General features: G+C 33.8%; 17 protein-coding genes and 2 tRNA genes. 6 read left to right on the top strand and 13 right to left on the bottom strand.

Going from position 1 to position 21,919, the window contains the following annotated elements; translation table 11 throughout:
* Nucleotides 1-63: 63 nt before the first annotated feature.
* The 4 genes from IRZ99_RS18195 to rimP form a co-directional block, all read right to left on the bottom strand.
* Nucleotides 64-573, bottom strand: a complete 510-nt coding sequence (locus IRZ99_RS18195) for a DUF4920 domain-containing protein (RefSeq protein ID WP_194658594.1) — start codon at nt 571-573, stop codon at nt 64-66.
* Nucleotides 574-718: 145 nt separating this feature from the next.
* Nucleotides 719-3,604, bottom strand: coding sequence for a translation initiation factor IF-2 (infB, locus tag IRZ99_RS18190; protein WP_194658593.1), 2,886 nt, complete (start codon nt 3,602-3,604; stop codon nt 719-721).
* Nucleotides 3,605-3,652: 48 nt separating this feature from the next.
* Entirely contained in the window at nt 3,653-4,906 is a 1,254-nt protein-coding gene (nusA, locus tag IRZ99_RS18185) for a transcription termination factor NusA (protein ID WP_056190461.1), read from the bottom strand.
* Between the two features lie 13 nt (nt 4,907-4,919).
* The gene (gene rimP, locus IRZ99_RS18180) at nt 4,920-5,384 is read right to left on the bottom strand and encodes a ribosome assembly cofactor RimP (RefSeq protein WP_194658592.1); all 465 of its coding nucleotides are present in this window, start codon (nt 5,382-5,384) and stop codon (nt 4,920-4,922) included.
* Nucleotides 5,385-5,561: 177 nt separating this feature from the next.
* Here rimP and IRZ99_RS18175 point away from each other — a divergent pair, with 177 nt between their 5' ends.
* On the top strand, nt 5,562-6,386 hold the full coding sequence (locus IRZ99_RS18175; RefSeq protein ID WP_194658591.1) for a universal stress protein: 825 nt from the start codon (nt 5,562-5,564) through the stop codon (nt 6,384-6,386).
* A 73-nt stretch (nt 6,387-6,459) separates the two neighbouring features.
* Here the strand turns inward: IRZ99_RS18175 and IRZ99_RS18170 are convergent.
* Nucleotides 6,460-6,530, bottom strand: a tRNA-Gln gene (locus IRZ99_RS18170).
* Nucleotides 6,531-6,795: 265 nt separating this feature from the next.
* Nucleotides 6,796-6,866: transfer RNA gene (locus IRZ99_RS18165), tRNA-Gln, on the bottom strand.
* Between the two features lie 245 nt (nt 6,867-7,111).
* Between IRZ99_RS18165 and IRZ99_RS18160 the strand changes: the two genes are divergently transcribed.
* Nucleotides 7,112-10,393 carry a DUF2723 domain-containing protein gene (locus IRZ99_RS18160; RefSeq protein ID WP_194658590.1) on the top strand — a complete coding sequence of 1,094 codons (3,282 nt, stop codon included), beginning with the start codon at nt 7,112-7,114 and terminating at the stop codon, nt 10,391-10,393.
* 95 nt (nt 10,394-10,488) lie between these two features.
* Entirely contained in the window at nt 10,489-11,127 is a 639-nt protein-coding gene (locus IRZ99_RS18155; protein WP_194658589.1) for a polysaccharide deacetylase family protein, read from the top strand.
* A gap of 30 nt (nt 11,128-11,157) precedes the next feature.
* On the opposite strand, the gene IRZ99_RS18150 is transcribed toward IRZ99_RS18155, so the two are convergent.
* From IRZ99_RS18150 to IRZ99_RS18125, 6 genes are all read right to left on the bottom strand, one after another.
* A complete protein-coding gene (locus IRZ99_RS18150) occupies nt 11,158-11,460 on the bottom strand; it encodes a co-chaperone YbbN (protein ID WP_026983729.1) in 303 nt (100 codons plus the stop codon).
* A gap of 70 nt (nt 11,461-11,530) precedes the next feature.
* Entirely contained in the window at nt 11,531-12,766 is a 1,236-nt protein-coding gene (locus IRZ99_RS18145; RefSeq protein ID WP_194658588.1) for a metallophosphoesterase, read from the bottom strand.
* A gap of 177 nt (nt 12,767-12,943) precedes the next feature.
* Nucleotides 12,944-13,126, bottom strand: a complete 183-nt coding sequence (locus tag IRZ99_RS18140; protein ID WP_194658587.1) for a hypothetical protein — start codon at nt 13,124-13,126, stop codon at nt 12,944-12,946.
* A 104-nt stretch (nt 13,127-13,230) separates the two neighbouring features.
* Nucleotides 13,231-14,568, bottom strand: a complete 1,338-nt coding sequence (locus tag IRZ99_RS18135; protein WP_370527671.1) for a sensor histidine kinase — start codon at nt 14,566-14,568, stop codon at nt 13,231-13,233.
* Nucleotides 14,569-14,578: 10 nt separating this feature from the next.
* Nucleotides 14,579-15,253, bottom strand: coding sequence for a response regulator transcription factor (locus IRZ99_RS18130; RefSeq protein ID WP_194658586.1), 675 nt, complete (start codon nt 15,251-15,253; stop codon nt 14,579-14,581).
* A 187-nt stretch (nt 15,254-15,440) separates the two neighbouring features.
* Nucleotides 15,441-15,659, bottom strand: coding sequence for a hypothetical protein (locus IRZ99_RS18125; protein WP_194658585.1), 219 nt, complete (start codon nt 15,657-15,659; stop codon nt 15,441-15,443).
* 323 nt (nt 15,660-15,982) lie between these two features.
* Between IRZ99_RS18125 and polA the strand changes: the two genes are divergently transcribed.
* Complete coding sequence (gene polA, locus IRZ99_RS18120; protein WP_194658584.1) at nt 15,983-18,832, top strand: DNA polymerase I; 2,850 nt, start codon at nt 15,983-15,985, stop codon at nt 18,830-18,832.
* A gap of 125 nt (nt 18,833-18,957) precedes the next feature.
* On the opposite strand, the gene IRZ99_RS18115 is transcribed toward polA, so the two are convergent.
* On the bottom strand, nt 18,958-19,983 hold the full coding sequence (locus IRZ99_RS18115) for a LacI family DNA-binding transcriptional regulator (protein WP_194658583.1): 1,026 nt from the start codon (nt 19,981-19,983) through the stop codon (nt 18,958-18,960).
* A gap of 193 nt (nt 19,984-20,176) precedes the next feature.
* Between IRZ99_RS18115 and IRZ99_RS18110 the strand changes: the two genes are divergently transcribed.
* Nucleotides 20,177-20,926: a ferritin-like domain-containing protein gene (locus IRZ99_RS18110; RefSeq protein WP_194658582.1), complete on the top strand. Its 750-nt coding sequence runs from the start codon at nt 20,177-20,179 to the stop codon at nt 20,924-20,926.
* A 26-nt stretch (nt 20,927-20,952) separates the two neighbouring features.
* Complete coding sequence (locus IRZ99_RS18105; protein WP_194658581.1) at nt 20,953-21,765, top strand: ferritin-like domain-containing protein; 813 nt, start codon at nt 20,953-20,955, stop codon at nt 21,763-21,765.
* Nucleotides 21,766-21,919: the final 154 nt, after the last annotated feature.

Below are 21,919 nucleotides of genomic sequence, written 5' to 3'. Positions count from 1 at the left end.
TTCTTTAGCTGCATCCTATTTTTTTTTCCTTTCTATAATTTTTCAACTTTAGAAAATCTAAAATTAATCTACAACCTTAATTCCATCAGCTAAAAAACGTATCTCTTCTTTTGGCGAAGTAATAGCATTGATCTCCGCTTGTGATTTTTTAGCATCTTTAGCATAATGTTTTAGATCATCAACGGATGTGATTTTTTTCTCAGCATTACCTTCTAAAACAACATTTTTACCTTTTAAAGAAGTAGGTACAAAAAATGCATAATCCTTCATTTTTACAAAAAAAGAAGAACCATTCCCGGTTTTGACAGTCAACCAACAGCCACGTTTTTCACAAACATCTGTTACTTCTCCCTTAACGGTAACATTTTCAATCTTTTTTTCATTTTGCAATTTAGTTTCTAATTTTTCTACCGATATCGCCTCACTTTCCGCAGCTTTAGAAACATCAGCTCCATAATAATCACCAACTATAGCACTTCCTGCCGGAGGAGACGCCTTTTCAACAGCTTCCTGCGAAAAAGAAATTGTAGAAAAGCTTATAAAAACAATAACTGAATATAAAAATGGTTTCATATCAAATAATTTTATCAAAAAATAATATTAAAAGTAAACTATAATTTTTAACTACAAATCAATTCCTCAAAAATAAATATCTTACAATCCTTTTACAAAAAAAGCCTCAATTTTCATTGAGGCTTTAAAATATAACTGTTGAATATTATTTCAACTTCTTTTTAATTGCTACTTCATGGTATGCTTCAATAACATCTCTTTCTTCGATGTCGTTATAACCTTTAATCTGGATACCACAATCATAACCTTTAGAAACCTCTCTAACATCGTCTTTGAAACGTTTCAATGCAACAAGTTCTCCTGTATGCACTACTACTCCATCTCTAATAACTCTAATTTTAGAAGTTCTCATAATTTTACCATCCATCACCATACATCCTGCAATTGATCCTACTTTAGAAATTTTGAAAATCTCACGAATTTCAGCAGTTCCTAAAATTTCCTCTTTCATTTCAGGAGCTAACATTCCTTCCATCGCATCTTTCAAGTCATCGATAGCAGCATAGATAATAGAATAGTAACGGATATCGATTTCTTCTTTATCTGCAAGTTGTCTCGCATTTCCAGCAGGACGAACATTAAATCCGATAATGATCGCATCAGAAGCAGAAGCCAACATAACATCAGTCTCCGTAATTGCTCCAACACCTTTATGGATAATATTAATTTGAACTTCTTCAGTAGAAAGTTTAGAGAACGAATCTGATAATGCTTCAACAGATCCATCAACATCTCCTTTAAGGATTACGTTCAATTCTTTAAACTGACCCAGAGCAATACGACGACCAATTTCATCAAGCGTAATATGTCTTTGTGTACGTACAGATTGTTCACGCATCAATTGAGAACGTTTAGATGCAATTTGTTTTGCTTCTTTTTCGTCTTCAAAAACGTTAAATTTATCACCTGCAGTCGCAGCACCATCAAGACCTAAAACAGATACCGGAGTTGACGGACCAGCTTCTTTAACAATATGCCCGCGTTCATCATGCATAGCTTTAATTTTACCATGATGTTTTCCTGCTAACATATAATCTCCAACTCTTAAAGTTCCGTGTTGAACTAAAATTGTAGAAACATATCCTTTTCCTTTATCTAAGAAAGCCTCAACTACAGTTCCCTGAGCTGCTTTATTTGGGTTTGATTTTAAATCTAAAATCTCAGCTTCCAATAAAACCTTCTCTAATAATTCTTTTACACCAGTTCCAACTTTTGCAGAAATATCATGTGACTGAATTTTTCCACCCCAATCTTCAACAAGTAAATTCATACTAGCTAAACGCTCTTTGATTTTCTCAACATTCGCATTTGGTTTATCAATTTTATTGATTGCAAATATAATTGGCACTCCCGCTGCTTGTGCGTGAGAGATAGCTTCTTTTGTTTGTGGCATGATATCATCATCCGCAGCAACAACAATAATAGCAATATCGGTAACCTGAGCTCCACGTGCACGCATCGCGGTAAACGCCTCGTGACCTGGCGTATCTAAGAACGCGATTTTTTGACCGTTATCTAAAGTTACTCCGTATGCCCCAATGTGTTGTGTAATTCCTCCAGACTCTCCAGCGATAACATTTTCTTTACGGATGTAATCCAGTAAAGATGTTTTACCGTGATCGACGTGACCCATTACAGTAACAATCGGCGCTCTAACTACTAAATCTTCTTCTTTATCTTCAATTACCTCAATAGCATCTTCGATATCAACTGTTATAAACTCAACTTCGTAACCAAATTCATCAGCTACAATAGTTAATGTTTCAGCATCCAAACGCTGGTTCATGGTAACCATGATTCCAAGCGACATACAAGTCCCAATTACTTTAGTAATCGGCACATCCATCATGATTGCAATTTCCCCTACAGTAACAAATTCCGTAACTTTAATAGTTTTACTTCCTTCATCAATAGCTCTTTGCTCCTCATCAGATTTCTGACGGTGCGTATCTCTTTTATCTCTTCTATATTTAGCCGCTTTAGATTTACCACCTTTACCTTGAAGCTTTTCAAGAGTCTCCCTAATTTGGTTTTTTACTTCCTCTTCAGTAGGCTCAACTTTAGCTACAATAGCAGGACGATTTCCTTTTACAAAACCAGGTCTCGCACTTCTGTTAGCATTAAAACCTCCTCCACCAGTATTTGGTGTAATTTTATTAGGGTTTGGTGTTCCCGGCGCATTACCTGTAGCAGGTTTTGGTGCACCCGGAGTACCTGGCTTCGGAGCTATTCTTTTACGCTTATTTTTGTTAGCGTTATTTCCTGCTCCCGGAGCACCCGGTTTATTTGGTACTATCTTCGGATCTTCTTTCTTTTTCTTAGGCTTATTGAATTGAGATAAATCAATTGTTTGCCCTGTAAGAGTAGTTCCTGATAATTTTTGATATTGAGTAGTGATAGTCTCCTCTGCAGTTGCCGGATCTGTTGAAACAACAGGCTCTTGCGATACTACTTTTGGAGTTTCCACTTTTACTTCTTTTTTCTCTGTAATAATAGGTTTTTCTACCTTTTTCTCTTCAGAAACGACAGGAGCAACAACAGGCTCAGGCTGTACAACTTCTTTTTGAACAGGTTTTTCTGGTTGAGCTGGAGCAACAACAACTGCTTTTGGTTCTTCTACTTTCGCAGGTTCCTCAGCAGGAGTAGAAACAATTGCAGGTTTCTTTGGATTTAAATCAATTTTACCAACCTGAACAGGTCCGGTTACAACAGCTCTCGCTTTTATAATCTCTTGCTGCTTTTGGCGCTCTTCGTCTTGTCTGCGTTTGTCCTCAATTTCTTTCTCACGTTCAACACGTAAAGCTTCTTTTTCTTTTCTTTTCTCTTCTCCTACCTCTTTAGAAGCTTCCTTATTCCCCTTATCGCCCGCAAATTGGCTTTGTAGGATATTAAATTCGCTATCAGAAATTTTTGCATTCGGATTTGCATCAATAGCAATTCCCTTATCTTTTAGATAATCAACAGCTCTTTCTAACGAAATATTTAATTCCCTTAAAACCTTGTTTATTCTTATTACTCTCTCTTCAGACATATAACCTTTTTATTATTACCTTTTTCGTTGTGTTGTTAGAGCAGATAATTAGTTATCAAACTCTTCTTTTAGTATTTTCATAACGTCAAGAATAGTTTCCTCTTCTAAATCCGTTCTTCTTACTAAATCTTCTACTTCTTGTTTTAGAATACTTTTTGCAGTATCTAAACCTATTTTAGCAAATTCTTCAATTACCCAGTCTTCGATTTCATCCGAAAACTCTGTTAATTCAACATCGTCTTCATCAGCCGTTGCTCCTGCAACATCTCCTTCACGAATAACATCTAATTCGTAACCCGTTAACTGACCAGCTAATTTAATATTGTGACCTCCTCTACCAATTGCTTTAGAAACTTCTTCCAGTTTCAAGAAAACTTCAGCTCTTTTGTTTTCTTCATCAATTTTGATTGAAGAAACTTTTGCAGGGCTTAATGCTCTTGTAATAAACAATTGAATATTGCTTGTATAATTGATAACGTCGATATTTTCATTTCCTAGTTCACGAACAATTCCGTGAATACGAGAACCTTTCATACCTACGCAAGCTCCAACAGGATCAATTCTATCATCATAAGAATCTACCGCTACTTTTGCTTTTTCACCAGGAATACGAACTACATTTTTAACTGTAATCAAACCGTCAAATACTTCAGGAATTTCTTGTTCAAACAATTTCTCTAAAAACTTCTCAGAAGTTCTAGACATAATAATTTGAGGCTTATTCCCTTTTAATTCAACGCTTTCAATGATTCCACGAACATTATCTCCTTTGCGGAAAAAGTCAGATGGAATTTGTTTTTCTTTTGGAAGAACAATTTCGTTTCCTTCATCATCAACTAAGATAACTACTCTAGGACGCACGTGGTGTACTTCAGCAGTATAAATATCACCGATAATATCTTTAAATTGCTTGTAAAGATTTGTATTATCGTGTTCGTGAATTTTAGATATTAAGTTTTGACGCAAAGCCAAAATAGCTCTTCTTCCTAAGTCAATTAATTTAACCTCTTCAGAAACTTCTTCACCAATTTCAAAATCCGCTTCGATCATTCTTGCTTCAGTCAAGGTAATTTCTTCGTTTTCAAAATCAAGATCTTCGTCAGCAACGATTACTCTTCTTCTCCAAATCTCCATATCCCCTTTATCAGGATTTATAATGATGTCGAAGTTATCATCAGAACCGTATTTTTTCTTTAATGCATTTCTAAACACGTCCTCTAAAATTGCCATAAGCGTTACACGATCAATAAGTTTATTATCTTTAAACTCTGAGAATGAATCGATTAATGCTAAATTTTCCATGCGAATTCTTTAATTAAAATGTTACTGTAACAATTGCCTCTTTAATTTCTGTATAAGGTATTTGTTGCTCTTTTTGAACTGTTTCTTTTCCTTTTCCTACTTTTTTCGGTTCTCTTGCTTTCCAAGACAAAATTATAAAAACATCGTTAGCTTCTACTAATTCTGCTTCAATTTTTTCAGTATTTGCAGTAACAATCAACGTTCTACCAATATTTTTCTTGTATTGCCTTGTCATTTTCAAAGGTGATCCTACTCCAACCGATGCTACTTCCAGCGAAAAATCCTGCTCTTCACGATCCAGATTATTCTCGATTGCACGACTAATATCAATACAATCCTGCAGCGCCACTCCATTATCTCCGTCTAAACCAACACTAATTTTGAAAGAATCTGAAATAGATAAATCAATCAAAAAGATTGAAGGCTTTTCCAGAAGAGCTTCTGCGATTAATCCGTTTACTTTTTCTTTAAATGTCATAATTTTATAAAAAGAGGGGACACTTAGTCCCCTCATTATTTAGATTTTAATAAATAACGGTGCAAATATAGTGTTTTTTTTATAAATCAAAATAAATTGATTGCTCTAAAAATATTTCTTATCTTTATAGAAGCATTAAAATCACGGATTATTCAAATAATTTAACCTCAAAAAATTATGAAACGAATTTTAGTCCCTACTGACTTTTCAGAACATGCAGAAGACGCCCTAAAAGTTGCTGCCCAAATTGCCCAAAAAAACGATTCTGAAATTATCGTTTTACACATGCTTGAATTACCACACCAAATGAATGACGCCATATTGGGTGGTGCAAGTATTCCGGAAACGATGCTTTTCATGAAAAAAGCAAACGAAATGCTTGACAACATCTCTTCAAGACCTTATCTGAATGGAATTCCGGTGACCGAAATTGTAAAAATAGACAAACCCATTCATGGAATCACGCAAGTTAGCAAAGATTATGATATCGATTTAATCATCATGGGATCACATGGTTCTTCTGGTATTGATGAATTATTAATTGGTTCTAATACTGAAAAAGTCGTTCGGAATTCAGAAATCCCCGTTTTAGTTATTAAAAAAGATATTTCCGATTTCAAAGTAACCAACATTGTTTTTGCTTCTGATTTTTCTGAAGAAACAAAAAAACCATTCGAAAAATTACTAAACTTCACCAAATTCTTTGAATCAAAAATACATTTGGTTACAATCTGCACGCCAAACAGCTTCAAACCAACACATGTTATTGAAAAAGCAATGAAAAATTTCATAACCGAATTCAACATAACCAATTACACAACTCACATTTATAACGATACTAACATTGAGAAAGGAATTATCAATTTTGCCAATAGTATAAACGCAGACATTATTGGAATGTGCACACACGGAAGAACAGGCTTTGCACACTTTTTCAACGGCAGCATTAGCGAAGGATTAGTAAACCATGCCATAAGACCTGTTATCACTTTAAAAATCTAAATCAGATTTCACCACTTAAAACTCACGTAATTTTATTGCATAAAAAAGCCTCTCGACTGAGAGGCTTTTTACGTTGGTCTACTAGGACTCGAACCTAGAAAGACTGCACCAAAAACAGTTGTGTTACCATTACACCATAGACCAGCAATACTGTTAAGCGAGTGCAAATTTAAAGCTTTTTTTAGTTTACACAAACTTTTTCAACAGAAGCACCAACAAAGATTAATAAATCATTGCTTCTCAGACCTATTCATACTTTTATTTTTTCACAACAAACCCGAAAAGCTTCCACTTTGACTCATTTTTCTAACCAATCCTCATTTTTTGAAACCAATTCCGTGCTCCAAAATTTTGAAATTGCCAAAAAAATTATCGCATAAAAAAAGCCTCTCAAATGAGAGGCTTTATGTTGGTCTACTAGGACTCGAACCTAGAAAGACTGCACCAAAAACAGTTGTGTTACCATTACACCATAGACCAGCAATGCTGTTAAGCGAGTGCAAATTTAAAGCTTTTTTTAGTTTACACAAACTTTTTCGCGAAAAAAAAACTTTTTTTCATGTTTTTTTTTCGCGAAAACCAGCAACACTTTCGCAAGTATTTCACAAACAATACGTTACTTTTACTAAATAGTTTTGTAGAATTTTATGTTAATGCTCGTTTCTTTACACAAAAAAACATTTTCTTTGTAGAATAGAAAACACACAAAATTTTAACATCTAAATATGGCACAATTCAATTTCAATAAATGGAATACAATTATTGGTTGGTTTGCATTTGCAATCGCTTTAACTACTTATACACTGACTGTTGAACCTACTATGAGCTTTTGGGATTGTGGCGAATATATTGCTACAGCCGCTAAATTAGAAGTCGGTCACCCACCGGGAGCACCTTTGTTCCAGATGATGGGAGCTTTTTTCGCCATGTTTGCTATAGACAATCAACATATAGCAGTAATGGTAAATATGATGTCTGTTTTTTCTAGCGCCTTTACTATTTTATTTATGTTTTGGTCATCGTCTATGATTTTGAAAAAAATTGTAGCTCGCTTTGCCGAAATCGATCAAAACAATTCAATTGTTATTTTAGGAAGTTCATTTGTTGGTGCACTTGCCTATACTTTCTCTGATAGTTTTTGGTTTAACGCTGTTGAAGCAGAAGTTTATGCAATGGCTTCTCTGTTAATTGCATTACTTTTCTGGCTTGGTCTTCGTTGGGAACAAGATATGGACAAACCTAAAGGAAACAAATGGTTATTAATTATCTCACTTGTTGTAGGTCTTTCATTTGGAGTTCACTTCATGGCTTTACTTACAATTCCTGCGATTGGTTTTTTATATTATTTCAAACATTACGAAAAAGTTACCGTCAAAAATTTCATTATTGCCAATGCTGTAGTAATTGCAATTTTGTTGTTTATTTTTAAATTACTTCTACCTTTAACCATGGCTTTCTTTGGGAAAACTGAAGTTTTCATGGTAAACAGTATGGGACTTCCTTTTAATTCAGGAACCATATTTGTTGCATTACTTTTTATTGCTTTCTTTTATTTTGGATTAAAATACACAAAGCAAAAAGGCTTGATTTTCTACAACACTATCATTCTTTGTGTTTTATTTATCCTGATTGGTTTCTCAACGTGGATTATGTTACCTGTACGTGCAAATGCCAACACAGTAATCAACGAAAACAAACCGTCTGATGCAACTGAGGTTTTAGCCTATTACAATCGTGAACAATATGGTGTGAACCCATTATTTTATGGTCCTCAATACACTGAAGTTTTCTCTGGACTTGACGAAAAAACACCATATTTAGATAAAAAACCAAACTACGAAAGAGATTATAAAACTGGTAAATACATCATTACTAACAATTATAAAAATGCAGATCAAAACAGTGATGACAATCAAAAAACGATCTTGCCAAGAATGTGGAGTACTGAAACCGGACATATTCAAAACTATATCAGCTTCACAAATCCTCCTGCATTTAAAATCAACCCTAATTATCCTTATGAAGATGATTTAGCTAAATACGGAATTGACGCCAGTCAATTAAGCGAAGAGGAATACAATAAAGCGACAGGTCAATTGAGAAATGAAGTTGAAAAAACAGTTTCTGAATTCAGAAAAGCTTATGCTCAAAAACAAATTGACAATGAAGGGTACGTTAAATTCCTAAATAGTTATAAAGATTATCTAATCATAGAAAAACCTTCAACTGCAGATAATTTCAGCTTCATGTTCGAATATCAATTTGGATATATGTATTGGAGGTATTTAATGTGGAACTTTGTAGGACGCCAAAGCGATGAGCAAGGTAAATATGATAATCTTGATGGAAACTGGATCAGTGGAATCAAAGCTCTTGATTCATTACATCTAGGTTCTCAGGACAACCTTCCTTCAGACGTTTTAAACAACAAAGGAAGAAATGTTTACTTTTTCCTTCCTTTTATCTTAGGACTTATCGGAATAATGTATCACGCTAATAAAGATCTTAAAAGCTTTTATGTCCTTTTAGCATTGTTTTTATTTACTGGTATCGCTTTGAAAATTTATTTGAATGAGAGACCTTTTGAGCCTCGTGAAAGAGATTATGCACTTGTAGGATCATTTTATGTGTTTGCGATTTGGATAGGATTTGGAGTATATTCTTTATATGAAACTATTCAAAATTATTTAGCTCCAAGAATTGCAGGGCCAATTATTATTGCCGGAACTTTATTAGCTGCACCTATTTTAATGGCTTCTCAAAACTGGGATGATCACGACAGATCAAATAAATATACTGCAGTTGCAATGGCTAAAGCATATTTGAATTCTTGCGATAAAAACGCCATTCTATTTACCATTGGAGACAATGATACTTTCCCGCTATGGTACGCCCAGGAAATTGAAGGGATTAGAACTGATGTAAAAATCGTAAATACAAGTTTATTTATGACGGATTGGTATATTGATCAAATGAAAGCTAAATCATATGAATCTGATCCATTACCAATATCATTCAATCACGATGAATATGTAGGAGACAAACTAGATTACGTAGCTTACATTCAGAAAATTGATACCCGCTGGAACATCAATGACTTTATTAGTTTTATTAAAAATCCAAAATCGACCGTAGGTTTACAAAACGGACAAACGATTCATTTTTATCCAACTAATAAAATTAGAGTACCAGTTGACAAAAATCTTATCATCAAGAACAAAGTTGTCAATCCTAAGTACAACGATTCTATCGTTCCGTATATGGACATTGATATCAAAGGAAGTGCGATCTACAAAAATCGCCTGATGATGCTTGATATTCTAGCCAATAACAACTGGAAAAGACCAATTTACTTCAGTGGTGGCGCCTTTGACGATGAAGATTATTTATGGTTAAAAGATTATTTACAATTAGATGGAATGGTATACAAATTGGTTCCAATTAGAAATGTTCCATCAAAAGATGGCGGACCAATGGATATGGGACAAATTGATGCTGATAAAATGTATGATATTGTAATGAAATGGGATTGGGGCAACAGTGATAGTGATAAAATCTACCACGATCCTGAAACAAGAAGAAATAGTATCACATACCGCACTAATTTATCTCGCTTGAGTGAGCAATTAATTGCAGAAGGTAAAATCGACAAAGCCAAAAATGTAATTAATTTGGCAATGACAAAATTACCTGTGGAGAAATATGGATACTATTCATTGGTAGAGCCGTTTGCAAATGGATATTATAAAGTTGGTGAAACAGCAAAAGCGCATGATTTATTAAATAAATTAGTTCAGAAATACAAAGAGAACTTAAATTATTATGCAACATTGACGCCAGGTGACCAAACCGACTTAGCAATGGATATTATTACTGACATTGAGCGCTACAGAAGTCTTTTACAGGTTATGGAGCATAATAAAGACAAAGCATTCTACGAAAAGCACAAAGTGACTTTCAATACCTATGTAAATGTTTTCGAACGTTTTGGACGCGAAAAAGAATAATAATATACGAAAAACATACTGATTAAAAAAATGCAGCGCTTCTAGTTAAATAGCGCTGCATTTTTTATTTTTACATATCTCTAAATCACCTCACAATGAGCTTTTATTGGGTAAAAACAAATTCATTTATAAAAAGGGTATTTTCTAAGTATTGTTGGGATATTCCAAATCAAGAAAAGAAAATATACCTCACTTTTGATGATGGCCCAACTCCAGAAGTTACCGACTGGGTTTTATCTGAATTAAAGAAATTTGATGCAAAAGCAACGTTCTTTTGTATTGGAAAAAACATCAATGCAAATTCATCTTTGTTTGAAAGATTAATTGCAGAAGGGCATTCTATTGGAAATCATACCATGAACCATATCAATGGATGGAAAAGTCAAACAAATGATTACATTGAGAATGTAAAAACGTGTGCCTCTATTTTATCAGATGAAAAAAGGCTGAACTGCTTATTATTTCGCCCGCCTTACGGGAAAATTAAAAAAGCGCAATCTAAAATTTTACGAAATTTAGGCTACAAGATAGTAATGTGGGATGTTTTAAGTGCCGATTTTGATCAGAGTATTACACCTGAAAAATGTCTTGAAAACGTTACTAAGAATGTACAATCCGGAAGTGTAATTGTATTTCATGACAGTATAAAAGCATCGCATAATTTAAAATTCGCGTTACCTAAAACTTTACACTTTTTAAAAGAAAACGGATATAAGTTTGATATTATTCATTAAAAAAACAACACCAACTAAGAGGAAGTTTAATTAGATATTGAATTGATCCTGAACAATTCCGATAATAGTATTGGCATCAAGCTCCCCTGATTGCCTCCATATCATTTGTCCTTCCTTATAAATCATTAAAGTAGGAAGCCCCTTTATACGCAAGGCTTCAGCAAGCTCCTGATTTTTATCTACATCAATTTTAATTACTTTGGCTTTATCGCCAAGTGCAGCAGCTACATCCTTAATAACAGGATGCATTGATACAGAAGATTCGTTCCAATCTGTGTAAAAATCTATTAACACTGGAACTTGGGCATTTATAAGTTCTCCAAATTTTGACATAAACCAAAAATTTAATTCTTTTAATCTATTAAAAAGAGATAATTAATACAAATGTAGCATTTTTAACGAATTAAGCCACATTGTTACCTTTTTTTAGTTCAATGACTGTTATTTCAGGCATGATACCAACACGTCCTGGGTAAGCATGGAAACCAAATCCACGATTTACATAAACGTATCGGCCAACATTTTCATATAATCCGGCCCACTGTTTGTAAATATATTGCGCCAGACTCCATTTAAAATAACCCGGAATTTCTATTCCAAATTGCATACCGTGAGTGTGACCAGCTAAAGTCAAATGAAAATTCTTAGGATGGTTTTTAATTTCAGCTTCCCAATGACTTGGATCATGACTCATTAAGACTTTAAAATCATCCTGATGAACATTTTGTGATGCTTTATTTAAATCACCTGCTTTTTTAAAATTAACACCCCAGTTCTCTACTCCAATCAGTGCTATTTTATCATCGCCTTTCTGAATATAAGTATGCTCATTCAGCATTAATTTAAATCCTATTTGCCCATAAAGCTTTTTAATCTCTTGAAAATTTTCATCTTTTTGCTTCTCAGAAGGCCAGGTAACATATTCACCATAATCATGATTCCCTAAAACAGAAAACTTACCGTATTTATAGTCTTTAATTCTATTGAAAGTCTCCAACCAAGGATGCATTTCTTTTGCGTGTGTATTTACAATATCACCCGTAAACAAAATCATATCAGCTTCCTGTGCATTAATTAAATCAATCGCATAATTTATCTTTTCAGGATTATCAAAACTTCCACTATGAACATCTGAAATCTGAGTGATTCTAAAACCATCAAAAGCATCTGGCAAGTCAGGAAAAAAGACTGTCTGTTTGATTACTTTGAAATTATATTTTCCTTCGAAAATTCCGTAGATCAAAGATAAAAAAGGAACAGCTGCCAGGCCTAATGCGATTTGACTGATAAACTTTCGTCTGTCCGGCATCATTTCTTTTCTAGGGGCATTATAGATACAGTAATTAAAAATACTTGCTCCCACTCTAAAGATATCTTCGCCAAATAATATAAGCGTTACTACAATTTTTGGCACATAAACCAACAACATCAAGCCTGTAGTAAACATAAACTGTCTGGTTTGCCCAACAGAACGATCTACTTGTGAGAAAGAATAAATTATAAAGATTAAAATAAGCAAACTTATAACCTGATAACTTACTAAAACCCATCTTAATTTGATTAAAGTCCGGAAAGCCTGATAAGAATAGAACTCAATAAACAGAAATAGAGCACAAAGAATTACAAAACGAAGGATCATGTAGGTATAGTTTTAAGCAAAGTAACAAAGAATGAAAATTTTATCGCTTTTTATTATCAAAAATTTAACTCAAATAACAACAAAAAAACTGGTGAATTTCTCCACCAGCTTTTTCTTTACCAAATTTTTTAAAACCTTTTAATCTACAATAAAGTTTATAAATAAACTTATGCTCTTTTATTTTTGAGCTTTTGCCGCTTCTGGCTTAGCTTCTGCTTTTTTAGTTTTTTTATCTGCTTTTTTTTCTTTTTTAGGAGCTTTAGCTTCTTTTACAGGGGTTGTTTGTGATGGAGTTATTTGAGCACTTACCATTGCAGTTGTTCCTAAAACAGCTACTGCTAACATTACTAATTTCTTCATGATTTTAAGTTTTTTATGATTATTATCTCATTATTTATAGCTCAAAGATATAATCGGAAAATGAAGACAAAATGAAGATTGAAGTGCTTTTAAAAATTTAACTTTTAATTATACAAATGCACTTCGGGAAACAAAAGTGTAAAGCTCGACCCTTCATTAATTTCAGAAGTAACCTTAATTTCTATACGGTGAAAAACAGCAATACTTTCAGCAATGGCGAGTCCTAAGCCCTGACCGTCCTGGTCAGAACTTATTCTGGCAAATCTATTAAATACTTTTTCGATTTGAGCAGCGTTCATTCCAATACCAGAATCTTTAATAGAAATAAAATATTGGCTATTATTAAAACCATCTTCAACTACAATCCTGCCTTGTAGTTTATTGTACTTTATGGCATTGGTAACTAAATTATAAATTAAGATATGAATCAGCGTTTTATTTCCTGTGAAAACAAAATCATGTTTTATCTGGTTCGAAAACTGAATTTCCTTGTCCTCGATTCGATCTTGTAAGTCTTCCTGCAAATTATTTAAAATCTCTTTAAAATTGATTTTTTCATTCGCTTCATATTGATTGTTTTCAATTCTTGAGATCAACAATAAATTATTGATGATTTTTTTCAGCATATCTAAGGTTCTCAATGCACCTGCAATTTTATCAATTGCATTATCATCCAAAGAATCATTTTGCAATAAATTCTCAAACTTATTTTTAAGCAATGCAATTGGAGTCAAAAGTTCATGAGAAACATTCGAAATAAATTGCTTCTCTTTTTTGAAAAGTTCGCCAATACGATCCATCATCTGGTTCAAAACCAAATCTAATTCTCTAAAATCTCTTGATTTTGCATTTATAGGAGTATGATCAAAAGCTTCAGGTTCGTTGACACGCCTGATCTTCGTATCAATAATTTTATAAAAAGGTTTAAGTAAATATTCAATATAAACAGTGTCCGCCAGAAAAGTCACTAAAAGAATAACAACCAATACTATAATGATAAACAATCGAATAATAAAAGTTAGATCGTTTACTTCACTTAAACTGCTTCCTATTTCTAATTGATAACCTTGATTTTGATAAGTAAAATGATACTGCAGGATTCGGTATTCATTTTCCTCACCTTCAATTATACGATAATCATTACTGAAAGTTGTTTTTTTCTGATGCGGCTTCCCGTTAATTTTAGAAAGCACCAAAAATTCACTGTGTAAAGTTGAAAACTGAGAATACGTTTCGGTAGAATCATCTGAATTTTCGATAAAATCATTGATTTCTTTTTGATTCAAATGATCAATAAATTTTTTCTTTTTCTCTACTAACCCATTATTAATATGTCTGTAAACCACATTTTCTACTAAAATGGGCAACATCAGCCATAAAACCAAAATCACCAACAATCTTGTCAGTGCATTAAAAATGGCTAGTTGGTGTTTTATTTTCACAGAAATATATCTACTCGTTTATACGATAACCCACATTTCGTACGGTTTCAAACCAATTTATTGCAGTGTGTTTATCCAGTTTTTTTCGAAGATTTCGAACATGAACATCAATAAAATTTGAATCTGAATTCACTTCCAGAATATCACCCCAAATATGTTCCGTAAGTTGCAACCTTGTTATAACACGATTTTTATTCAAAACTAAATATTGAAAAATATCAAACTCTTTTTTAGTCAAATTAATTGGAATTTCATCATAACTAACCTTATAATCCTGCAACTGCAATAAAAACCCATGAACTTCTAAATTGTTCATAGTGAAGCCATGAATTCTTCTAATCACAGCAAACAATCTTGCACTTAATTCGGTTAAAGCAAATGGTTTTGTCAGATAATCATCGGCACCCAAGTGAAGGCCGTTTATTCTATCATCTAATTCTCCGCGCGCTGTCAGAACAATTACAGCTATTTTAGATTTGGTTTTACGAATTGTTTTCAAAACATCAAAACCATCTCCGTCTGGCAAGCCAAGATCAAGCAACATCGCATCATAATCATTACTGCCTACTTCCTCAAGAGCATCGCTACAATTATTTGCAATTTTACATATATAACCTACGTTACTTAAAAAATCATAAACCTCTGCAGCAAGTTCCTTATTATCTTCAACAATTAAAACATTCATAAAAACAGCTTTTTAAGCGCAACTAAATTTAAGCAATAAAAAAAAGTGGTGTTGCTTATTATTAAAAAATTAACGAATCGAAAAAAAGCTGACAAATTTCTTCATCAGCTTTCTCATCCACATTCCATAACCATTATTCTTGTTTTGTCTCCTTTTGAGTTCTTCGAAAACAAAACAAAAGCAGTGCTTATTTTTTCACTTTTGTTGTTTCTGCTTTAGGAGCTTCCGTTTTTGCTGATTTTGTTTTTTTATCAGCTTTGTTTTTTGGGTGTTTTGTAGCTTTAACTTCTTTTGAAGGAAGTTCTTTTACTTCTTTTGCAGGTCCAACTTTTACAGCTGGTGGAAATGCATGCACCATTACACTTGTTCCTAAAACTGCTACTAATAACATCAATAAATTTCTCATGATTTCTAAGATTTAAATTAATACCTTTTATTTTACAGATCAAATGTAACTCCGTAAAATGAAGAGAAAATGAAGATTATCAACACAGAAAAAAATTAACGCGAGATTAACGCTTTTTGTAGTTTTTACCATATAAGTGATATAAGTTCATTTTAACAGTAACGCTTAGCAGTACGCAATGGCTTGATTAAACTATCGCAGGACATATAAGATAGCCTCGAATATCAAAATAAACTTATATCACTTATATGGTGGAAAAAAAATCTTTTTAGTTTAATTTTTGAGAACCCAATTGTTTATTTTTACAGACTAATATTTTTTTTATGTCAACTCAAAAACGTCTTTTTCTTCTCGATGCTTACGCGCTAATTTTTCGTGGTTATTATGCCTTTATAAAAAACCCGCGAATTAACTCAAAAGGAATGGATACATCAGCGATCATGGGGTTCATGAATTCGCTTTTGGATGTTATTAAACGTGAAAAACCAGACCATTTGGCCGTTGCTTTTGATAAAGGCGGAAGCCACGTAAGAACCGAAATGTTTGTCGAATATAAAGCCAATCGTGACGCTACTCCGGAAGCGATTAAAATTGCTGTACCTTATATTCAGGAATTATTAAGAGCAATGCACATACCGATTATTGAAATAGAAGGTTGTGAAGCCGATGATTTAATTGGAACAATTGCTAAACAAGCAGAAAAAGAAAACTACAAAGTTTTTATGGTTACTCCTGATAAAGATTTTGCTCAATTGGTTTCAGAAAACATTTTCATGTACAAACCAGCCCGTATGGGTAATGGAATAGAAATTTGGGGCGTACCTGAAGTTTTAGCAAAATTTGAAATCGAAAGACCGGAACAAGTAATCGATTTTCTTGGAATGATGGGAGATGCCGTGGATAATATCCCAGGATTACCAGGCGTTGGAGAAGTTACTGCCAAAAAATTCCTGAAAGAATTTGGTACGATGGAAAACCTTTTAGACAACACACATCTACTAAAAGGAAAAATGAAAGAAAACATCGAAGCCAACAAAGAAAAAGGAATTTTATCTAAAAAACTGGCTACTATTATCTGCGACTGCGATGTTACTTTTAATGAAGATGATTACGAACTTTCGCGTCCTGATATTGAAAAAACAGATGCTATTTTTCAGGAATTAGAATTCAGAAGAATGGCAGAACAATTTGACAATTTATTTAAAGTTGGTGGCGGAAATGAATTAGCTACTTCTGCAGCTCCAGCTTCTGATGCTAAATTGTACAAAAAACCACAACCTAAAAATGAAGATCAGTTTGATCTTTTTGGTGGAGGAAGTTCAGATGAAGGGACAGAAACTGAAAGAACTTCATTCTACAATACTTTAGAAAACACACCTCACTCCTACCAGCTTATTCAGGGTGATTTAGGAATAAAATTGCTTTTACAAAACTTACAAAACCAGGCTTCAGTTTGTTTTGATACCGAAACTACAGGTTTAGATGCTTTGCATGCTGAGTTGGTTGGAATTGCATTTTCTTATGAAAAAGGAAAAGGATTTTATGTTCCGTTTCCGGAAAGCCAAGAAGAAGCACATACTTTAATCGAGAAATTCAGACCGTTTTTTGAGAATGAAAACATCGAAAAAATAGGTCAGAATTTAAAATATGATTTAAAAATCCTTTCTAATTATGGCATCAACGTAAAAGGAAAACTTTTTGACACGATGATTGCACATTATCTGATCAATCCGGATATGCGTCATAATATGGATATTTTATCTGAAACGTATTTAAAATATTCTCCAAAATCAATTGAAACTTTAATTGGTAAAAAAGGAAAAAATCAAATTACAATGCGCGATGTAGCGCTTGAAGATATAAAAGAATATGCTGCTGAAGATGCTGATGTTACTTTTCAATTAAAAGAACTCTTTACAACTGAATTAGATAAAACCGAAACCAAAAAGTTATTTGATGAAATCGAGATTCCATTAGTGACTGTTTTAGCTGCTATGGAAACAGAAGGAATTCGTTTGGATGTCGATTTTCTGAAACAAATGTCGACCGAAATGGAGGTTGAGATTAAATCTTTGGAACAAAAAATCTACGAAACTGCAGGCGAGAAATTCAATTTGGCTTCTCCAAAACAATTAGGAGATATTTTATTTGATAAAATGAAAATTGGTGGCGCCAAACAAAAGAAAACCAAAACCGGTCAATATGCTACTGGCGAAGATGTTTTAATGTATTTAGCCAACGATAATCCAATTATAAAAGAAATTCTGGACTGGCGTCAAATGGTAAAATTACAAAGTACTTATATTTTGGCGTTGCCAGAACAAGTAGACAAGAAAACGTTACGTGTTCATACCGATTATATGCAGACTGTTGCCGCTACAGGTCGTTTGAGCTCTAATAATCCGAACTTGCAAAATATTCCGATTCGTACAGAAAGAGGTCGCCAGATTCGTAAAGCTTTCGTTGCACGAGATGAAAACCATACTTTAATCTCTGCCGATTACTCGCAAATAGAATTAAGAATTATCGCTGCTTTAAGTGGCGAAGAAAATATGATCGCGGCTTTCAAAAATGGAGAAGACATTCATAAGGCAACGGCTTCAAAAGTTTTTGATGTGCCTTTAGATGAAGTAACACGCGAACAAAGAAGCAATGCAAAAACAGTAAACTTCGGAATTATATACGGTGTTTCTGCTTTCGGATTGAGCAATCAGACTTCATTATCAAGAAGCGAAAGTTCGGCATTAATCGAGGCATACTATAAAACGTATCCAAGATTAAGATCTTATATAAATGAACAAATTGAATTTGCACGTGAAAACGGATACGTTCAAACGATTTTAGGTCGTCGCCGTTATTTAAAGGACATCAATTCGGCAAATGCTGTCGTGAGAAGTGCCGCGGAACGAAATGCTGTTAACGCGCCAATTCAGGGAAGTGCTGCCGATGTGATTAAGATTGCCATGATCAACATTCATAAAAAACTAACAAAAGAGAACTGGAAATCTAAAATGCTACTTCAGGTTCATGATGAGCTTGTGTTTGATGTGCACAACGACGAATTAGAAAAAATACAGCCGATGATTAAACATGAAATGGAAAATGCTTTTATGATGAGTGTTCCTTTGGATGTTGAATTGGGTATGGGTGCAGATTGGTTGGCCGCGCATTAAGGGATTTTAGATTTTAGATTTTAGATTTTAGATTTTAGATTTTAGATTTTAGATTTTAGATTTTATCTCTCCATAAAAAAAGGACTGTTCTTTCGAAAAGTCCTTTTTTTATGGTATATTTTTGATTAAGCTTTTCTTGTCGATTCTCGTTCTTTCAATTTTGTTTTGATGACGATTGTTTCATAATCTGAAGTTTCATCTTCAGACTCTTCCAGTCTTTCAATTAGTTTTTTGGCAGCCACTTCTCCAATTTCAATTCCGTGTTGACTAACCGTTGTTAAACTTGGTGATAAACGTCTTGAAGCTAAAATTCCATCTGCAAAACCAATTATCGAAATATCTTCCGGAACTCTGTATCCTTTTTTCAAACTCACTCTTAAAGCGGCAACTGAATCATTTTCATCCAAAGCAAAAATCGCATCAATCTTATTGTCAAAAATGGCGTCAATCTTACTCTTCATATCGTCTTCAGAATCGGTACGAAGAATGATTTTTTCATTTACCGGAATATTATTATCAGCCAAAGCTTTTAAATATCCATCAGCTCTTAATTTCCCAACACTTAAATTATCTACTGAAGAAATCAGAGCGATATTTTTGCATCCTAAATTGATTAAATGCTGTGTTGAATTCAAAGCTGAATCAAAATCATCTACTACAACTTTATCACATTCGACTTCATCAGCAATTCGGTCAAACATTACAATCGGCGTTCCGTCATTAATAATAGCAGAAAAATGACTGTAATCTTGTAATTTCTGAGCTTCTTCAGAAACAGAAAGAATAAATCCGTCAATAGTTCCGTTACTCAACATTTCAAGTGTATGAATTTCTTTCTCTAAAGATTCGTTCGAAATACAGGTAATTACATTATATCCTTTTTTATCGGCTACTTTCTCGATACCGCTAAAAACCTTTGCAAAAAAGGAATTTAATATATTAGGTATAATTACACCGATTGTTTTGGTTTTACGATTCTTCAAATTCAGACCAATAACATTAGGCTTATAATTTTTGAGTTTGGCATACTCCTTAATCTTCACCTTCGTTTGCTCACTAATCTCCGGGCTATCATTCAACGCCTTAGACACCGTAGATACAGAAACACCAAGTTCTTTCGCAATTTGTTTTAGAGTTGCTTTAGCTTTCATCTATTAAAATTTTATGTAATTAATACAAATATAGTAGAATTACCTAAAATAAAACAAAAAAGGCCTACCAGTATTTAAAATTATAAGGCTTTTTAGAAAAATTAAAAAATACATTGGCTTTTTAAAAACCGGATGTCTTTAAATCTCGTTAATACCTAAATATATGTTATTAACCTTTTAAAAGACCTTGATTATGAAAAACGAAGTTAAAATTCATGAAGTTGACCCTTCATTGAATAACAGAAGGAGCTTTCTAAAGCTCAGCGGCTTAACACTAGTTGGCGCAGGTTTGGTTTTAGCTGGCTGCAGCGATAATGATAATGATGACAATAACATGCAGGATAATACTCTGCCCGGAATAAAAAATGGAGTATTTGATTTAGGCTCTGGAGATTTTGGAGTTCTGACCTATGCCTATGCCTTAGAACAGTTAGAAGCTGATTTTTACACTAAAGTTGTAAACTCCTCAAATTTCAATACTACTTTTAATGATATCGAACGTCAGGTTCTGACCGATTTGTATCATCACGAAGTAGTTCACAGAGATTTTTTTAAAGCCGCATTGACCGGAGCACTTCCTGACCCGAGTTCACAATTACTTCCTTCTCTGGCATTCAATTATGGATCCATGAATTTTAATAGTCGTACTGAAGTTCTTGCAACTGCAAAAGCTTTGGAAGATACAGGGGTGGCCGCTTATAACGGAGCCGGGAAATTAATTAAAAGTCCAGACTACTTATTATTAGCTGGTAAAATTGTTTCAGTAGAAGCCAGACACGCTTCAGCAATAAGAAGTCTAATTAATCCAAATTCAAGCGATTTTGCAGGTGATGATATTATCAACACATCAACTGGTCTGGATGTAGCCCAGGATCCTTCTAAAATCCTGCCAATTGCCGGAGGCTTTATTACCACAAAATTTACTGCCAAATATTTACCTTAATCCTAACCAGCTAAAACTTAGAAATTATGAATATCTTAAAATTTTTAGAAACCTTCACTGATGATAGCTTAATGAATAGCACTGGTTCCCGAAGAGACAGTTTTTCACAGTTTGGAAATATTGGAAAAAATTTAGCATTCGCAGCAATTCCTTTCGGGCTTTCCGCTTTTGCCAACAAAGCACTAGCTGCAGATATAACCGCCACACCAGCAACACCAATTGGGGCCTTACAATTTGCCCTGACTTTAGAATATCTTGAAAACGAATTTTATGCAATGGCACTAGATTCCGGAGTAATTCCAGCATCTGAAAACGGTGGACGTGATTTAAAAGTTTTTCAGCAGATTGCGGCTCACGAAGCTGATCACGTTTCTTTTTTAATTGCAGGATTAGGAGGAACAATGAGTGCAAACTTCGTTCCGAAACCTACTTTTGACTTTACTGTTGGAGGAGCATTTGATCCTTTTGGAGATTACCCCACCTTTTTGGCATTGGCACAAGCGTTTGAAGACACAGGCGTGAGAGCTTATAAAGGACAAGCTGCCAATTTAATTACAACTCCTGATTTATTAACCGCAGCTTTACAGATTCATTCTGTTGAAGCACGCCACGCATCAGAAGTAAGAAGATTACGCGGACTAAAAGGCTGGATTTCGAATGCTGAGAGAGGCTCCGGAATGCCCGCAGCCACACAAGCCGTATACGATGGTGAAGGCGTTACCATGCAGGCTGGTTATAATACAGCCAGTTTATTTGGAGCTGCCGCAGGATCAGAAGCTTATGATGAGCCGCTTACAACACAACAAGTTGTAGACATCGCAAATATATTTATTGTTTAACAAAACAAATCCAAATATTGAACCACCTTCGCGTTATTGTGAAGGTGGTTTTTTTTTATTGTTTTAAATAGAAAACTGAAGGCCTGATTTTCAACAGATAAAATATTCTTTTCAGGTATTTGGTTTTAAAATAATTAATTGTACTTTTGCATCC

Origin of the sequence: Flavobacterium sp. LC2016-12, assembly GCF_015351595.1 — a bacterium.
In the GTDB taxonomy this organism is placed as follows: Bacteria; Bacteroidota; Bacteroidia; order Flavobacteriales; family Flavobacteriaceae; genus Flavobacterium.
The sequence above is the reverse complement of the archived record's forward strand: the minus strand, read 5'-3'. Positions and strand labels throughout refer to the sequence as shown.

What these genes read in the sequence shown, in the direction of transcription:
- polA (WP_194658584.1), top strand. Translation starts at nt 15,983, where the DNA reads ATGTCAACTCAAAAACGTCTTTTTCTTCTCGATGCTTACGCGCTAATT.
- IRZ99_RS18125 (WP_194658585.1), bottom strand. Translation starts at nt 15,659, where the DNA reads ATGAGAAATTTATTGATGTTATTAGTAGCAGTTTTAGGAACAAGTGTA.
- IRZ99_RS18175 (WP_194658591.1), top strand. Translation starts at nt 5,562, where the DNA reads ATGAAACGAATTTTAGTCCCTACTGACTTTTCAGAACATGCAGAAGAC.
- IRZ99_RS18105 (WP_194658581.1), top strand. Translation starts at nt 20,953, where the DNA reads ATGAATATCTTAAAATTTTTAGAAACCTTCACTGATGATAGCTTAATG.
- rimP (WP_194658592.1), bottom strand. Translation starts at nt 5,384, where the DNA reads ATGACATTTAAAGAAAAAGTAAACGGATTAATCGCAGAAGCTCTTCTG.
- IRZ99_RS18195 (WP_194658594.1), bottom strand. Translation starts at nt 573, where the DNA reads ATGAAACCATTTTTATATTCAGTTATTGTTTTTATAAGCTTTTCTACA.
- IRZ99_RS18130 (WP_194658586.1), bottom strand. Translation starts at nt 15,253, where the DNA reads ATGAATGTTTTAATTGTTGAAGATAATAAGGAACTTGCTGCAGAGGTT.
- nusA (WP_056190461.1), bottom strand. Translation starts at nt 4,906, where the DNA reads ATGGAAAATTTAGCATTAATCGATTCATTCTCAGAGTTTAAAGATAAT.
- IRZ99_RS18160 (WP_194658590.1), top strand. Translation starts at nt 7,112, where the DNA reads ATGGCACAATTCAATTTCAATAAATGGAATACAATTATTGGTTGGTTT.
- IRZ99_RS18145 (WP_194658588.1), bottom strand. Translation starts at nt 12,766, where the DNA reads ATGATCCTTCGTTTTGTAATTCTTTGTGCTCTATTTCTGTTTATTGAG.
- IRZ99_RS18115 (WP_194658583.1), bottom strand. Translation starts at nt 19,983, where the DNA reads ATGAAAGCTAAAGCAACTCTAAAACAAATTGCGAAAGAACTTGGTGTT.
- IRZ99_RS18140 (WP_194658587.1), bottom strand. Translation starts at nt 13,126, where the DNA reads ATGAAGAAATTAGTAATGTTAGCAGTAGCTGTTTTAGGAACAACTGCA.
- IRZ99_RS18155 (WP_194658589.1), top strand. Translation starts at nt 10,489, where the DNA reads ATGAGCTTTTATTGGGTAAAAACAAATTCATTTATAAAAAGGGTATTT.
- IRZ99_RS18150 (WP_026983729.1), bottom strand. Translation starts at nt 11,460, where the DNA reads ATGTCAAAATTTGGAGAACTTATAAATGCCCAAGTTCCAGTGTTAATA.
- infB (WP_194658593.1), bottom strand. Translation starts at nt 3,604, where the DNA reads ATGTCTGAAGAGAGAGTAATAAGAATAAACAAGGTTTTAAGGGAATTA.
- IRZ99_RS18110 (WP_194658582.1), top strand. Translation starts at nt 20,177, where the DNA reads ATGAAAAACGAAGTTAAAATTCATGAAGTTGACCCTTCATTGAATAAC.